The following is a 12,980-nucleotide window of genomic DNA, read 5'->3' as shown; positions in this document are numbered from 1 at the left end:
ACGCTCGGGCAGTGACCTCACCCCTCCGCATCGCGCTCGTCTCGCTCCACACCTCGCCGGGGGCCGAGCCGGGATCGGGCGACGTCGGGGGCATGAACGTCGTCGTGCGCAACCAGGCGGAGGCGCTCGGCGCGGCGGGCCACGAGGTCGAGATCCTCACTCGGCGGTCCTCCCCCGACGAGCCCGAGACCGTCGAGCTGTCGCCCGGCGTCGTGCTCCGGTTCCTCGCCGCGGGGCCCGTCGAGGCCGTGCCGAAGGGCCGCCACGAGGAGTTCGTCGACGAGTTCCGCGAGCGTCTCGCCGAGCTCGGCCCCTGGGACGTGATCCACTCCCACCACTGGTTCAGCGGCGTCGCCGCCCTGCCGATCGCGCGGCAGCGCGGGATCCCGCACGTGCAGAGCTTCCACTCCATCGCCGCCGCCGACAGCACTCCCCTCTCGCACGGCGAACGCGCCGAGTCGCCCGGCCGCCTCGCCGGCGAGGCGATGCTCGCCCGGGAGTCCGACGCCGTCGTGGCCATCAGCCACGCCGAGGCCGAGACCGTCACGAGCCGACTCGGCGGCGACCCGGCCCGGGTCGCGATCGTGCTGCCGGGCGTGGACGCCGAGCTGTTCCGCCCTCTCGCTACGGGCGAGACGGCCTCGCACCCCACCGTCGTCGTCGCCGGCCGGCTGGAGCCGCTCAAGGGCCCGGACCTCGCCATCGAGGCCGTGGCCGCGGTGCCCGCCGAGCTGCGACCCGAGCTCGTGATCGCCGGAGGCGCCTCCACGGAGTTCGCCGGCTACGAGCGCGACCTGGCCGCGCTCGCCGACCGGTCGGGGCTCGACGTCCGGTTCCTCGGCCCGCAGACCCGCCCGGGCCTCGCGAGCCTGCTCCGCGAGGCCCGGATCGTGCTCGTGCCGTCGCACTCCGAGACGTACGGGCTGATCGCCCTCGAGGCCGCGGCCAGCGGGGTCCCGGTGGTCGCCGCCTCCTCGGGGGGCCTCCGCGAGTCCGTCGTCGACGGCGTGACCGGCGTCGTGCTCGACTCACGCGACCCCGCCGTCTGGGGCGAGACGGTCACCCGGCTGCTCGGGGACGGCGAGCTGTGGGGGCGACTGGCACGCGCCTCCCGCGAGCGCGCTCTCGAGCACCCGTGGTCGCTGTCGGCCGCCGAGCTGTCCGACGTGTACTGCCGGCTCGTCGGCAGCGACCCCTGCCGGGCGCTCGCCGCGGCGGGCGGGCGTCGCTGACCCTCGGGAACGAGACGGGCCGGCGGCCGCGCCGATCTCGTCCCCAGCGCCCGCGTCTAGGCTCGGCCGGGGCGACGACGCCCGCTCGACCTGACATCCCGGAGGCACCATGACCGACGACACGCTGCTGCGCACCCTCGCCGAGCAGGAGGAGCGCCTCACCTTCCGCAGGTTCACCACGGACACGGCCCTCGACCTCGGCGCCCACGTCCTCGCCGGTGCTCGCCGGCGCGGCCTGCCCGTCACGATCGCCGTGCTCAAGGGCCGCCAGCGGGTGTTCCACGCGGCGCTGCCCGGCACCTCCCTCGACAACGACGAGTGGCTCGACCGCAAGGCCCGCGTCGTCGAGCGCTACGGGAAGAGCTCGTGGCGGGTCGGCGAGCAGTTCCGGGTGGACGGCTCGACCTTCGACGAGAAGTCCCGGCTCGAGACCGCGCTCTACGCGGCGCACGGCGGGGTGTTCCCCGTGATCGTCCGCGGCGTCGGCATGGTCGGCTCCGTCGGCGTCTCGGGCCTGCCCCAGGCCGACGACCACGCGCTCGTCGTCGAGCTCGTCGAGGACTTCCTCGACCACGGCTACGACAGCTGACCCGCCGGGCAGGCCCGCGACCCACAAGCACCCCACGACACAGCACGACCCGACAGACCCCCGAGGAGGCGCGGTGACCGACGACGAGGCCGTCACGGCTGCCGACTCCCTCGCGCGCCTCCTCCGCGCGACCGCCGCCGAGCTGGGCGCCCGGCACGCCCGCGACGAGGCGCTGGCCACGGTGAAGGCCTCGCGGAAGCTGCTGCTCGTGCACACCTCGGCGTCGATGCAGCCCGCCGGGCGGGCCTGGCGGCTCGGGGTCCTGCTGCTCGGCCGTGGCGGCGAGGTCTGGGCCACCGGCCGGATCACCCGCGCGACCGAGCCGAAGAAGGAGCAGGGCCTCTCCGCCTCGGTCGAGGAGCGCCGCGACGCCCGCCGGGCCGCCTCGAAGAAGTTCACCGAGGGCGAGGTCGTCAACTTCGAGCACGTCCCGCTGCCGCTCGACGCCGACTCGCTGCGGAGCGGGGCATCCGACCCGCTCGTGCTGCGCGACGGGGTCGTGCACGTGCGCTGGGGCCGCGGCCCCGACGAGGTGCGCGAGCTGCGCGCCTACCTGGCCGACCGGTCCGAGTTCGTCTAGGCCGCCCCCTCGGGGCTCCCCTGAGGGAAGTGACGCGTCGAGGGTGTCCTGCACCCGTCGATGCCCCCGGCGCGTCACATGGTCGACCGGGCTCCTCGAGCGCGCGGGCGAACGCTGCACGGCCTGCAAAGTCGATCGCAGCAGGTGACCTGGGCCGCGGGGCGGAGCAGGATGGTCCGTCAACCGGACCCGTGCAGCACCGATGCGCCCCAGGAGGCCCTCGTGTCGACGACCACCACTCCTCCCGACCAGCCGACCGCCGCCTCCGGCGCTGCCCCCGACGGGGAGGAGGGGACAGAGCTGAAGCGGGTCATCGGGCCGAAGCTGCTGCTGCTCTTCATCGTCGGCGACATCCTCGGCACGGGCGTCTACGCGCTGACCGGCCAGGTCGCCGCCGAGGTCGGCGGGGCCGCCTGGCTCCCGTTCCTGATCGCGTTCGGCGTCGCGCTCGTGACGGCCTTCTCGTACCTCGAGCTCGTCACCAAGTACCCGCAGACCGCCGGCGCCGCCCTCTACGTGCACAAGGCGTTCGGGGTCCACTTCGTGACGTTCCTCGTCTGCTTCGTGGTGATGTGCTCGGGGATCACCAGCGCCTCCACCGCCTCACGGGCGTTCGCCGCGAACCTCGCCGTCGGCGTCGGGCTCGAGCTGCCGAACATCGCCGTGATGGGCATCGCGATGGGCTTCATGCTGCTGGTGATGCTCGTCAACTTCCGCGGCGTCAGCGAGAGCGTCAAGGCCAACGTCGTACTGACCCTGGTCGAGCTGTCCGGCCTCGTGATGGTCATCATGATCGGCTTCTATGCCATCGCGGGCGGCGACGCCGACCTGTCGCGCGTCACGATCTTCGAGACGCCCGGCGACAAGTCGCTGCTGCTCAGCGTGAGCACGGCCACCTCGCTGGCCTTCTTCGCGATGGTCGGCTTCGAGGACAGCGTCAACATGGCGGAGGAGACCAAGGACCCGAGCCGGATCTTCCCGCGCACCATGCTCACGGGCCTCGGCATCACCGCCGTCGTCTACGTGCTCGTCTCGATCTGCGCCGTCGCCGTCGTGCCGATCGGCGAGCTCGCCGACAACGAGACCCCGCTCGTCACGGTGGTGAACACGGCGGCTCCCGGGTTCCCGATAGGTCAGCTGCTGCCGTTCATCTCGATGTTCGCCGTCGCCAACAGCGCGCTGATCAACATGATGATGGCGAGCCGGCTGCTCTACGGCATGAGCAAGCAGGGCGTGCTGCCCGGGTTCCTGTCGAGGGTGCACCGCACCCGCCAGACCCCGTGGGCGTCGATCGTCTTCACGACGGCGCTCTCGCTGTTGCTGATCGGCTACGTGTCGCTCAGCCCGGAGTCGCCCGTCGTCGCCGTGCTCGGCGGCACGACGTCGCTGCTGCTGCTCGTCGTGTTCGCGATCGTCAACGTCACCGTGCTCGTGCTGCGCCGCGACGACGTCGGCCGGCACCACTTCCGGGCCGGGCGCGTGCTGCCCGTCGTCGGCGTCGTCGCCTGCCTCTGGCTGGTGCTGCCGTTCTCGTCCGGCCGGGGCGGCGAGCAGTACCAGATCGCCGGCATCCTGCTGGCGATCGGGGTCGTCCTGTGGGTCGTCACGATGATCTCGCGGCGCGGACGCGGCGGCGGAGGAGGCGTCGATCGGGGAGCCGGCGGCGGCGCCCGAGCCGAGGAGGCGCGGGTCGCGTCGACCGGCGACGCGGGCGACCCCGAGGCGGTGCCGCCCGCCCGCTGACCGAGGTGACGTGCAGGATGCCTGCCGGGATCGTCCAGGACAGGGCCCTATATTCGGTCGGGTCCACCCCGTCCGACCCCGTCACCGCCCCGGGAGCCCGCCGTGCGCCGTCTCGTGATCGCCGCCTCCGTCGTGTTCTGCGGCGGGGTCGTCGCCCTCGTCGTGGCGCTCGTGATGGTCGTGGCGTCGCTGGCCCGCACACCGGACGAGCCGTCCGAGCCGGTCGCCGTGGGCGTCACCTGCCCCGACGTCGAGCCCGTCGTGGTCGGCACGATCAGCGTGCCCGCCGGGCCGATCGCGGGCTACTGCCAGGACAGGCTGATCAACGCCGCCTGGATCATGGAGGCGGCGAAGGCCCAGGGCATCGGCACCCACACCCAGGCGATCGGGGTGATGACCGCGATGGGCGAGTCGAGCCTCCGCAACATCGACCACGGCGATGAGGTCGGTCCGGACAGCCGGGGGCTGTTCCAGCAGCGGGACAACGGCCAGTGGGGCACCTACGAGCAGCGCATGGACCCGTACACGGCGGCGACGAGCTTCTTCACGAAGCTGGTGCGGATGCCCGGCTGGAAGGATCTGACGCCGACCCAGGCCGCGCACGCGGTGCAGGTCAACGCGGATCCCGACCACTACACGAAGTGGTTCGACGACGCCGAGACGGTCGTGGCGGCGCTGACCGCGAGCCCCGCGCCGTAGCGCGACGCCTCGGCGCGGCTACCAGCCGAGGGTGCCGGGGGCTCCCTTGAACGGACCGACGACGCGCGACGTGATCCAGCCGCCGTAGAAGTCGCCGTCCTGTGCCTCGACGACCTCGCCGTCGACCTCGCACGAGTCGAACCGGCTCGGGTACAGCGCGACGTGGTCGGCGAGCATCTCGTAGCCGGGCCAGGGGCTCGGGTAGGTCCAGCCGGCCGAGGAGGCGGTGGTCCCGCCGCCCCGGACGTCGAGGTAGCGCGCCGTCCCCTTGAACTCGCACATGCTCCGGCCCTCGCCCGCCGACAGGGCGCCGTCGACGAACGCCTCGCGGGGCACGTACCAGACCGGCGGGTGGCTGGTCTCGAGGACGCGGTAGGCGCTCGTGGTGTCGGCGACGACCTCGCCGCCGAGCCGGACGACGACGCGCTCGGGGCGCGCCTCGACGCGGGGCGGCCTCGGGTAGTCCCAGACGGATTCCTGGCCGGGCCCGGGCTCGACGCGCTTCGCTCTCATGGAGCCATCCTGCTCCCGGCGGCTGGACGACCGACCGTGCCTCCGCCTCCTGCGCGACCGGCGGCGGTGCCCGCGGCGCCGGCGCCTGGCAGGATGGCGGCATGAAGCTCGCCGAGGCCCTCATGACCCGTGCCGACCTGCAGCGACGGATCGCGCAGGCGCAGGAGCGGATCCGCCAGAACGCCCGCTACCAGGAGGGCGAGGAGCCCGCCGAGGACGCCGCGGCCCTCGTCGACGAGGTGTCGCGGTCGCTTGACCGCCTCGAGGAGCTGGTCCTCGCGGTCAACCTGACGAACGCCTCCGTGCTGCTCGCCGACGGTCGCACCATGACCGCCGCCCTGGCCCGCCGCGAGACGCTCCGGGCGCGGCACGGCCTCCTGTCGAGCGCGGCCGACGCGGCCCAGGGCGCCGGCGGCGGCGGGTTCCGTCAGCTGCGCAGCGAGCTGCGACAGTTCGCGGCGCTGCCCGTCGCCGAGCTGCGCCGACGAGCCGACGACACGGCCCGCGAGCTGCGCGAGCTCGACGTCGAGATCCAGCGCAGCAACTGGGAGGCGGACCTCACGACCTGAGACGAGGCACCACCGCGCGCGGAGAGTCGGTAGACGCCTCCCGGAGCGAGCACGAGCCGTGGCCGGCGGTCAACCCGGCCCCTGTCGGCGCGAGGGCAGCGCCATCCCCGCATGATGCAGCCCTGCACGCCGCACAGGTGACGTCTCATCGACGACGTCTCATCACCGTGTGCTGGCCGGGCGACGTCGAGGGCGGGATCGGGGACCTCTCCGCGCAGTGTCGTCCGTGTGCTGTCAGGCGTCTCCTCGCGCGGGCGTCGCCGCACGACGACAGCGTCGTGCACGGAAAGGGACGTGGTGGGCCGGGGCCCCCGTCTGCGACGTCCCTTTGCCGTCCTCATCCACGTCGGATGCCGCCTCGCGGGCGCGGGCGTGGGCGCGGGTCAGTCGGCGAGGTCGGTGACGCGCGGCGCCCGGATCTGGCCGAGCGCCTCGTCGAGGCCGCCGCGGGCCGGCCGGACGACCGGCAGGGCCGCCCCCACGTGCACCGTGCCGGCGAGCGACCGCGTGTAGCGCAGGGTGCGGGTGCTCGGGCCGCGGTTCGCCCGGCGATCGCCGGTCTGCTCGATCCGGGCGGCGGCGCGTTCCGCACGGGCCGAGACGACCGCGATGCGTCGCTCGAGCCGGTCGAGCTCGAGGTGCAGCTTCCGGTCGCGTCGGTGGGCCTTCCGCAGGTGCCGCCCGAGGTGCAGGAGGCGGTCGGTCGCGCTCGTGCCGTCGCGCAGCTCCGTGCGGTAGATCAGGTGCCCGATGCCGGCCATGACCACGCCGATCGCGACGCCCAACAGCAGCGCCAGGGGCAGGGGCGCCCCCGAGACCAGGGCGTCGTCGACGATCCGCACGCCGATCAGCACGCCGGGCAGCACGGTCAGCACGTGCACGTAGACGAGCTGCAGGCGGAGCTGCACCGCGCCGTCGGGCACCACGACCTCGCCGGAGTCGTCCTTGTGCACCCGGTGCGCGTGCCCGAAGTGGTGCAGTGCGTAGGCGACGCCGAGGGTGAAGAGCAGCGCGAACACGATCGACGTCGTGAAGGCGATCGGGTCGGTCGCCGGCATGAACACGTCGACGTTGAGCACGCGGGACATGAAGTAGGCGAACAGCGCGAAGTCGGCGAGCACGAAGAACAGCAGGAGGAGCTTGCGGGCCCGCGACTCGGTGCGGTGCTTCTCCGAGCCCGAGTCGAGCGACGCCTCGATGGCCACGGACAGCCGGTCGGCGGTCGCCCGGGCCTCGTCCCGGGTCACCGTACGGCCCGTCGTGTCGAGGAGGGGCTCGTCGCCCGAGCGGTCGAGGCGTCGGAGCACCTCGCGGTGCCGGGAGCTGTGCGCGGTGAGGCGGCGCGCCGCAGGGTCGAGCACCTGCCGCGTGCGACGGGCCAGCCACCGCTCGGCCGCGACCTCGGTGCGGAGCCGGAACGCCGCCTCCAACGGGGTGTGGTCGTCCACGCCCTCGGGCAGGTCGGCGCGCAGGCGCTCGTCGTGCAGGCGCGGGGCCGTGGCGACGTGCCGTGCCGGGATCGGACCGACGCCGACGAGCGAGAGGACGAGGTCGCCGGCGGGGATCGCCTCGACGGCGCGGGCCCGCGGGAGCGTGCCGGCCGGGCGGGGAGCCGTGAGCGGGGCGGGCGCCGTCGCCGCCGGCGAGGTCGAGGCGGATGAGCTCGGGGCGACGGCAGCAGGGACGGAGGCTGGCGGCACGGAAGCGGTCGGGACGGCAGCAGGCGGGACGGCAGCAGCCGGAGGGGCGACTGCCGGCGGGGCAGCAGGTGGGACGACAGCGGTCGGGGCAGCAGCGGTCGCCTCGAGCACCGTCGGCGCAGCGGAGGTCGCCGGGACGACTCGGGTCGGGGCGGCGCTCCGCCCGGTCGGGTCGTGGTCGGGCCGACCGGTGAGGCGGTCCCGCACGCGGGCCTCCCGCCAGGCGTCCAGTCGATCCGTCGGGCGGGGGCCCGTCCGGCCGGGCAGGGGCTCGGTGACCTGCCCGTCGGGCCAGCCGTCGAGGCGCTCGGTCACCTGCCCGTCGGGCCAGCCGTCGAGCCGTTCGGTGACGTGCGCGTCGGGCCGGCCGTCGAGACGCTCGGTGACCTGAGCATCGGGCCAGCTGTCGAGGCGCTCGGTGACCTGCGCGTCCGGCCAGCCGTCGAGGCGCTCCGTGACCTGGTCGTCGGGACGGGAGTCAGGGCGGGAGCCGGGGCGGGTGTCGGTCATGACGCGGTGTCCTCACTGCGGAAGGTGATCTCGACGCGGCGGTTCTGCGCCGCGAGCTGGTCGTCGAAGACGCCGCCGGGCAGGTCGTCGACCACGGGGTCGGCGTCGCCGCGGCCGACGACGTCGCCGAGCGTGCCGGTGGGGGCGCCGAGGCGCACGAGGGCGTCGTGCACGGCCTGCGCGCGGTCGAGGCTGAGCTGCTCGCCGTCGACGACGCCGGCGCGGGTGTCGGCGGCGTGGCCCACGACGTCGGCCGCGACCCCGGACGGGCAGCGGCCGAGCTCGTCGGCGACGCCCTGCAGGGCCGTGTCCGCGGTCGACCCGAGGGCGGCGGAGTCGCCGCCGAAGAGCACGGCTGCCGAGAGCACGAGCGGAGCCGTGCACGGCGTCGCGTCGCTCGTCACGGGCACGACGGGCACCGCCGAGGAGGCGACGGGCGCCTCCTGGGACGCGCCCGCTCCCCCGTCGGCGCAGCTCGTCGCCCCGGCGGCGTCGCAGATCGCGAGCCAGAGCTCGGACAGGCGGCTCGTGGACGAGATCGACGGCGCGGGCTGCGAGCCGGCCGTGCGGCCGAGCCCGACGAAGGTGACGGCGTGCCCGCCCAGGTCGGGCAGGGCGCCCTGGTCGGCGAGGGTCGAGGCGACCGCCGCCGGGTCGAACGACCAGCCGAGCTGTCGGAGGTCGAGGGGGTCCGCGGTCTGCACGCCGCTCGACACGACGACGATCGAGCCGCCGTCGTGCAGGGCCGCCGCGGAGGCGAGCACCGAGAGCAGGTCGAGGCCCTCGTCGCCGGCGGTGAGGCCGGCCACGTCCGAGCCGAGCTCGTCCAGGGCGTCGGCGACCGCCGCCTCCCTCTTGTCGGGGACCTGCTGCACGCGGTCGGCGGTCAGCATCGGGGTCAGGTCGTGGGCCGACGCGGACGACGTGCCCTGCACGACGACGTCGACGCTGCCCTCGGCGGGCTGGTGCGCCGCGAGCGCGTGGGCGGAGACGGCGTCGGCGGCTCCGGCCCCGAGCGAGGGCAGCGGCTCGGCGGACGTGGCCGTGAAGCCGAGGACGAGCGGCTCGGGCGACTCGAGGGTGCAGCCGGCGAGGGCCGTGAGCGCGAGGGCTGCGGCTGCCGTGGCGGCGACCGCGCGCAGGGCGGATCGGCGGGGACGGCTCGCGGGCCGCGGGGAGGCGGAGGGTCGTGGGGTCATGGCGGGTCCTCTGGATCGCGCGGGGCAGGCCCGCTCGGGGACGACGAACGTCCGGACCTCGAGCGTAGGAACGGGCCGTGCCCCGCCGCAGCCTGCCCAGGGATGACCGGGCCCCTCCTCCGGGATGAACCGGGCTCCTCCTCAGGTCGCGACGGCCGGCCAGGCCGACGTCCACACCGTCGACTTGCCCCGAACGGCTGCCCGCACGCCCGCTGACCGACGATCCGGGGCAAGTCGACCGCGCGCGTGCCCTCTCGGCGAGAGGGGCGGCGACCCGCCCTCGATGCAGAAGACCCGCCCTCGGGAGACGTGAAGCGCGTGCGGGGCGGGTCAGGCGCCGAGGCGGCCGGGCGGGGCGGCCCGCACGTGCATGCGCTCGCCCTGGCGGCCGAAGAGGCTGAGGAACTCGACGGCTCCGGGCCCGACCCGGCCGAACCAGTGCGGCGTGCGCGTGTCGAACTCCGCGGCCTCCCCTGCGGGCAGCACGAGGTCGTGCTCGCCGAGCACGAGCCGCAGCCGCCCGCGCAGCACGTAGAGCCACTCGTAGCCCTCGTGCACGCGGGGGTCCGGCTCGCCCGGCGGCACGTCGGCCTCGATGAGGTGCTTGAACGCCTGCAGGCCTCCCCCGCCGCGCGACAGCGGGACGATCGTCTGGCCGTGCATCGTCACGGGCCGCAGGTGGATCCGCGGGTCGCCGGTCTCGGGTGCGCCGACGAGCTCGTCGAGCGGGACGCCGTGGGCGCGGGCGAGCGGCAGCAGCAGCTCGAGCGCGGGACGTCGCTGGCCCGACTCGAGCCGCGAGAGGGTGCTCACCGAGATGCCCGTCGTCTCGGCGAGCTGGGCGAGGGTACGGCCGCTCGTCGCCCGCAGCGCGCGCAGCCGAGGGCCGACGGCCGCGAGCACGTCGTCGGTCGAGGCGTCGGCTCCGGCGTCGGACCCGCCGAGAGGGCCGTGAGGACGAGCAGGATCATGAACCATGCCGCGATCTTGCCACATCGGCAACAGAGCTTGCAGATCGAGGAGGTGCCGGTCGAGCATGGTCCCAGGAGGTCATCCACCATGACGAACGCCCCGCAGCACCCACCCCGCCCGCTCGCCACCACGACCGCGACGACCGCGGCGACCTACGACGTGGTCGTCGTCGGCGGCGGCGCCGCCGGCCTCAGCGCCGGCCTCACCCTCGCCCGCGCCCGCCGTCGCGTGCTCGTCGTCGACGCCGGCGAGCCGCGCAACGCCCCCGCCGCGGCCGTGCACGGCTTCCTCACCCGGGACGGCATCGCCCCCGGCGAGCTGACGCGGCTCGGCCGCGCCGAGGTGGAGCAGGTCGGCGGCGAGGTCGTCGACGGGACCGTGACGCGGCTGGAGCGGAGCGACAGCGACCCTGTCGACGCCTCGGCCGACGCCTGGACGTCGACCGCGGGGGCCAGCGCAGGAGGCGCCTCCTCGTTCACCGTCTCGCTCACGACGCAGGGCGACGACGAGCGCGTCGTCCGGGCCCGACGCGTCGTCGTGACGACCGGCCTCACGGACGAGCTGCCCGACGTGGACGGGCTCGCCGAGCGCTGGGGCCGCGACGTCGTGCACTGCCCGTACTGCCACGGCTGGGAGATCCGCGACCAGGTGATCGGCGTGCTCGGCACGACCCCGTTCGCCGTGCACCAGGCGATGATGTTCCGGCAGTGGAGCGACCGCGTGACGCTCTTCGTGCACGAGGCGCCCGAGCCGACCGACGACGAGTGGGAACGGCTGGCCGCCCGCGGCGTGCAGGTCGTGACAGGTCGCGTCCGGTCGCTGCGGGTCGAGGGCGACGCGCTGACGGGCGTCGTCGTCGACGGGGCGCCCGTGGTGCCCGTCGACGCGCTCGCCGTCGCGGCGGCGGTGCGCCCGAACGGCGACCTGCTCGAGCCGCTCGGCCTGGTGCACGAGCCGCACCCGATGGGGCTGGGGACCGTGATCGCCTCGGACCCGCTGACGGGGGCGACGACCGTGCCCGGGCTGTACCTGGCCGGCAACGTCGCCGACGCGCGGATGCAGGTGGTCACGGCCGCCGCCTCCGGCGTGGGGATCGCCGTCGCCGTCAACATGGACCTCATCACCGAGGACACCGACCTCGCCGTGGAGGAGCGACGCCGGCCGTTCGGCGTCCGCGCCGAGGCGGAGAACACGACCAGGGTGCTCGGCGACCGCCGGCACGGACTCGAGGGAGCACGACGATGACGCAGACGACCGGGCAGCACCCGCACGACGAGGACCGACCGGAGCACGGCCACGGGCGCGAGGACGAGCATGGACACGAGCACGGCGGGGACCAGCACGGGCAGCACGCCTCGGAGGAGTGGGGCCGCGACTACTGGGAGGACCGCTACTCGGCCCCCGGCCTGCAGTGGAGCGGGCGCCCGAACCCCGTCCTCGTCGACGAGGTGAGCGGGCTCGAGCCGGGTCGTGTGCTCGACGTCGGCAGCGGCGAGGGCGGCGACGCGATCTGGCTCGCGGGCCGCGGCTGGCAGGTGACCGCGATCGACATCGCGCAGGCCGCGCTCGACAAGGCGGCGACCCGGGCGGCCGACGTCGACGCGGAGGCGGCTGCCCGGATCACCTGGGAGCAGCACGACCTCGCGGAGTGGGCTCCCGCACCGGGGTCGGTCGACCTCGTGTCGTCGCAGTTCATGCACCTCGCCGACCCGGTGCGCGCCGCGCTGTTCCGGTCGCTTACGGAGGCGGTGGCACCCGGCGGGACCCTGCTCGTCGTCGGCCACGACCTGTCCGACCTGGCCGCGGGGGCCGGTCGGCACGGCAAGGAGGAGCTGATGTTCACGATCGACGACGTGCTCGCGGCCGTCCCGGACGACGGCTGGACCGTCGAGGTGGCCGAGTCGCGCGCGCGGCAGGTCCCCGCGACGGACGGCGGGACCACCACGGTGCGCGACGTGGTCGTCAAGGCGACCCGCGCCTCCTAGTCCGCTGCCCCGCCGCCTCCGGCCCCGCACATGCCGACCGGAAGCCAGATCTGGGCAGCACAGCACTCGCATTTCCCACGATTGGAGGGCCCGCGGTCGGCATTTGCGAGAGAACAGCGCGGAAGGAGGGGCGGGAGACGCCAGGTTCAGCGGCGGCGGCGCAGGCGGTCGAGCACGACGCGGCGGTCGCGCCAGGCGCCCGTCGACCAGAGCGCGACGAACACGAGCAGCGGCTGGAACGGGAGGCGCAGCCAGCGCTTGGCGTCGGTGTCGAGGCCGAAGGCACTCGTCCGGGTCACGAGCTGCGAGATGTTCCCCGGGAAGATCGCGACGAAGAACGCCGCCGCGACGAGCCCGACGGCGACTCGCCAGCGACCGAGCGCGATCAGCGAGCTGCCGAGCGCGATCTCGACGACGCCCGACGCGAGCACGACCGCGTCGTCGTCGATCGGCAGCCACTCGGGCACCTGCGCCTGGAAGTCGTCGCGCGCGAAGCTGAGGTGGCTGGCACCCGCGAAGACGAGCACGGCTCCCAGCAGGAGGCGGGCGACGGTCCGCGGGACGGATGTGGGACGGGCTGTGGTGCGCTTCGACATCCGACCAGTCTGCTCCTGCCGGGGGCGCCGAGTGGTCGGTTCCGGTCGTTCCGTGCTGCACGGATGACCAGGACTGACCACTCGGCGGGCCCG

The 12,980-nt window shown here is 74.6% G+C and carries 13 protein-coding genes; 8 read left to right on the top strand and 5 right to left on the bottom strand.

Going from position 1 to position 12,980, the window contains the following annotated elements; translation table 11 throughout:
• The first annotated feature begins 11 nt into the window (after positions 1–11).
• From ITJ48_RS00565 to ITJ48_RS00545, 5 genes are all read left to right on the top strand, one after another.
• On the top strand, positions 12–1,232 hold the full coding sequence (locus ITJ48_RS00565) for a glycosyltransferase (RefSeq protein WP_370544707.1): 1,221 nt from the start codon (positions 12–14) through the stop codon (positions 1,230–1,232).
• 109 nt (positions 1,233–1,341) lie between these two features.
• Entirely contained in the window at positions 1,342–1,821 is a 480-nt protein-coding gene (locus ITJ48_RS00560) for a heme-degrading domain-containing protein (protein ID WP_123545479.1), read from the top strand.
• A gap of 73 nt (positions 1,822–1,894) precedes the next feature.
• Positions 1,895–2,401, top strand: a complete 507-nt coding sequence (locus tag ITJ48_RS00555) for a hypothetical protein (RefSeq protein ID WP_194612016.1) — start codon at positions 1,895–1,897, stop codon at positions 2,399–2,401.
• A gap of 171 nt (positions 2,402–2,572) precedes the next feature.
• Positions 2,573–4,144 carry an APC family permease gene (locus ITJ48_RS00550; protein WP_194612015.1) on the top strand — a complete coding sequence of 524 codons (1,572 nt, stop codon included), beginning with the start codon at positions 2,573–2,575 and terminating at the stop codon, positions 4,142–4,144.
• A 102-nt stretch (positions 4,145–4,246) separates the two neighbouring features.
• Positions 4,247–4,843 (top strand): hypothetical protein, encoded by a 597-nt coding sequence (locus ITJ48_RS00545; protein ID WP_194612014.1) that lies wholly within the window; start codon positions 4,247–4,249, stop codon positions 4,841–4,843.
• An 18-nt stretch (positions 4,844–4,861) separates the two neighbouring features.
• On the opposite strand, the gene ITJ48_RS00540 is transcribed toward ITJ48_RS00545, so the two are convergent.
• On the bottom strand, positions 4,862–5,356 hold the full coding sequence (locus ITJ48_RS00540) for a DUF427 domain-containing protein (RefSeq protein WP_194612013.1): 495 nt from the start codon (positions 5,354–5,356) through the stop codon (positions 4,862–4,864).
• Positions 5,357–5,457: 101 nt separating this feature from the next.
• Between ITJ48_RS00540 and ITJ48_RS00535 the strand changes: the two genes are divergently transcribed.
• The gene (locus ITJ48_RS00535; protein ID WP_194612012.1) at positions 5,458–5,925 is read left to right on the top strand and encodes a DIP1984 family protein; all 468 of its coding nucleotides are present in this window, start codon (positions 5,458–5,460) and stop codon (positions 5,923–5,925) included.
• Positions 5,926–6,308: 383 nt separating this feature from the next.
• Here the strand turns inward: ITJ48_RS00535 and ITJ48_RS00530 are convergent, their stop codons facing one another.
• From ITJ48_RS00530 to ITJ48_RS00520, 3 genes are all read right to left on the bottom strand, one after another.
• The gene (locus ITJ48_RS00530) at positions 6,309–8,135 is read right to left on the bottom strand and encodes a hypothetical protein (RefSeq protein WP_194612011.1); all 1,827 of its coding nucleotides are present in this window, start codon (positions 8,133–8,135) and stop codon (positions 6,309–6,311) included.
• Complete coding sequence (locus tag ITJ48_RS00525) at positions 8,132–9,334, bottom strand: OmpA family protein (RefSeq protein ID WP_194612010.1); 1,203 nt, start codon at positions 9,332–9,334, stop codon at positions 8,132–8,134. The genes ITJ48_RS00530 and ITJ48_RS00525 overlap by 4 nt, the downstream gene beginning before the upstream one ends.
• Before the next feature lie 330 nt (positions 9,335–9,664).
• Positions 9,665–10,312: a helix-turn-helix domain-containing protein gene (locus tag ITJ48_RS00520; RefSeq protein WP_194612009.1), complete on the bottom strand. Its 648-nt coding sequence runs from the start codon at positions 10,310–10,312 to the stop codon at positions 9,665–9,667.
• 81 nt (positions 10,313–10,393) lie between these two features.
• On the opposite strand from ITJ48_RS00520, the gene ITJ48_RS00515 reads away from it, so the two are divergent.
• Together ITJ48_RS00515 and ITJ48_RS00510 are read left to right on the top strand one after the other, a co-directional pair.
• On the top strand, positions 10,394–11,551 hold the full coding sequence (locus tag ITJ48_RS00515; RefSeq protein WP_194612008.1) for an NAD(P)/FAD-dependent oxidoreductase: 1,158 nt from the start codon (positions 10,394–10,396) through the stop codon (positions 11,549–11,551).
• Entirely contained in the window at positions 11,548–12,291 is a 744-nt protein-coding gene (locus ITJ48_RS00510; protein WP_194612007.1) for a bifunctional 2-polyprenyl-6-hydroxyphenol methylase/3-demethylubiquinol 3-O-methyltransferase UbiG, read from the top strand. Before ITJ48_RS00515 ends, ITJ48_RS00510 begins: the two co-directional genes overlap by 4 nt.
• Before the next feature lie 146 nt (positions 12,292–12,437).
• On the opposite strand, the gene ITJ48_RS00505 is transcribed toward ITJ48_RS00510, so the two are convergent.
• Positions 12,438–12,887: a MauE/DoxX family redox-associated membrane protein gene (locus ITJ48_RS00505; RefSeq protein WP_194612006.1), complete on the bottom strand. Its 450-nt coding sequence runs from the start codon at positions 12,885–12,887 to the stop codon at positions 12,438–12,440.
• Between the last annotated feature and the right edge of the window lie 93 nt (positions 12,888–12,980).

Origin of the sequence: Frigoribacterium sp. VKM Ac-2530 (assembly GCF_015350835.1) — a bacterium.
In the GTDB taxonomy this organism is placed as follows: Bacteria; Actinomycetota; Actinomycetes; order Actinomycetales; family Microbacteriaceae; genus Frigoribacterium.
This window is presented reverse-complemented; position numbering and strand designations above follow the sequence as displayed.